Below are 1,689 nucleotides of genomic sequence, written 5' to 3' on the forward strand. Positions count from 1 at the left end.
CTCCTGGTATTTGGGATTGTCCTTTTTTGCTGGCCAGCTTTAGGACTCTCTCATTCTACCAAGAGGTTCTTTTTTTGTTCAAACCTCATTTTCATTCATTACAGGAATGCTGCCCCGTTACTTGAATAAGAAAAATATTTTACTCTTTCTTAATGTAAAGCACCCCGTTTTAAGTGCATTTATTCACAATGTTCGCTGTCTATACAAAGAAGAAGCTTGCTGACTCTTACAAGTTAGTGACTAATAGCAATTTTGCTTAAAATTTCTAATTGTTGTAAAATAGTGTAAATTAATTTTATTTTACGGAGGGTAATGAAAGTGAAAATTTTGTATGATGAAACATACACTTCAAATGAAGGAAGGCGAGCAAGTAGGAATATTTGGTATGGAGATGCTGATATAACAGTTGATGGTGAGCATGGAAAAATCATTAATCTTAATGAAGATTTTATGGATAATTTATGCGAAATAATAAAAAATGATTTATCTAAAAATGCATCAAATAAGCCTACTGAAACTAACTGGTATATTTATGGAAGTGGTGTGACTCTGGAAACTATTGGAGACAATAACCTTCCGACAATTATGGTTCGTGAGAAATCTGACGAGTTTATAACTAATTTTAATATCAGTGACCACGATTTTGCTGTAAATATTGATGCTATTCTGCTGTTTAAGGCTGAATTTGAAAAACGTTTAGCTAGTAATTGAGGAGTAATATCAATATAAGCATTTTCAAACTATTTGAGGGGATGAATTCATAATGAAATCATTCTCCTTCTCATGTGATGGGAGTCTTTTTGTGTGGAGGAAAAGGACATTTAGAAATACAGATTGTGAATAATTACACTTAAATTAACCTGCCCGTTAGTGAAAAAGCGTCTGCTCTATTTGAACAATCGCACCCGTTAGCGTGTGTATATTCGTGAGTACATTATTTCACATTTTATTTTCAGAATGGTGCAATTCATCTTAACTATAGGTGCCCTTTACCGTAATTTCAAGTGTATCGCCGTCAAGTTCTAACTCTAGATGTTTATCGCAATTTAAAAATTCATCGCATGTAATTAATAACTTATTCTTAGACCAACCATGAAATATAATCGTGTCCATTTTAATTGGACTTTCCACTGGTTTCGTATCTTTTATTGATGATTCAATTTTTTCAATGCCATAATAATCCGCTATTAAGAAATCCCCTGATGGTGTTACTGTTAAACATTGATATTGTGGCTTAGATTCATATTCCGTTAATTCACCGCTATCACAATCAAGTTGAAATAAATAATCGGAAGTAAGGACAAGAACTGTTTTATATTTCGTTGATACTGCAATACCCCGTGGTGAACCTCTAAACTCACCACACCATTCATTAAAATCTTCGTCTTCAAATTTTACCCAAGTCCAATTGGGAGAATTCCATGAACTTTTTATGTCATAAATTCTCTCCTGGTACTGTCCCGAAAAAGGTTGATTAATTATTTCTGCTTTAGCTATCACTTGTTTTGTCCTCCAAAAAAGGTGGTATCTCATAGATATTCAATATAGTAATACCAAATCCTTCTTCAAGTAACCTGCCCCGTTCGTATTATAAGGTTAGCCAGAATGCTAAAAATTTCTGGTTGACCTTATTTATTTTGGTCTTATTATATCAGTAGCCAGGGTAGAACGTAACTGCCCGTGGGGATC

Annotated in this window: 2 protein-coding genes; one reads left to right on the top strand and one right to left on the bottom strand. The window is 33.7% G+C overall.

Annotated features, from left to right (window positions below; genetic code table 11):
* The first annotated feature begins 312 nt into the window (after positions 1–312).
* Positions 313–711, top strand: a complete 399-nt coding sequence (locus ACI3K6_RS23390) for a hypothetical protein (protein ID WP_435556725.1) — start codon at positions 313–315, stop codon at positions 709–711.
* A gap of 261 nt (positions 712–972) precedes the next feature.
* On the opposite strand, the gene ACI3K6_RS23395 is transcribed toward ACI3K6_RS23390, so the two are convergent.
* A complete protein-coding gene (locus tag ACI3K6_RS23395; protein WP_435556726.1) occupies positions 973–1,500 on the bottom strand; it encodes a hypothetical protein in 528 nt (175 codons plus the stop codon).
* Between the last annotated feature and the right edge of the window lie 189 nt (positions 1,501–1,689).

The sequence above is a fragment of the Neobacillus solisequens genome (assembly GCF_051233465.1).
In the GTDB taxonomy this organism is placed as follows: domain Bacteria; phylum Bacillota; class Bacilli; order Bacillales; family Cytobacillaceae; genus Neobacillus.

Bases quoted from the DNA above. Each gene is read 5' to 3' on its own strand.
- ACI3K6_RS23390 (WP_435556725.1), top strand. From the start codon at position 313: ATGAAAGTGAAAATTTTGTATGATGAAACATACACTTCAAATGAAGGA.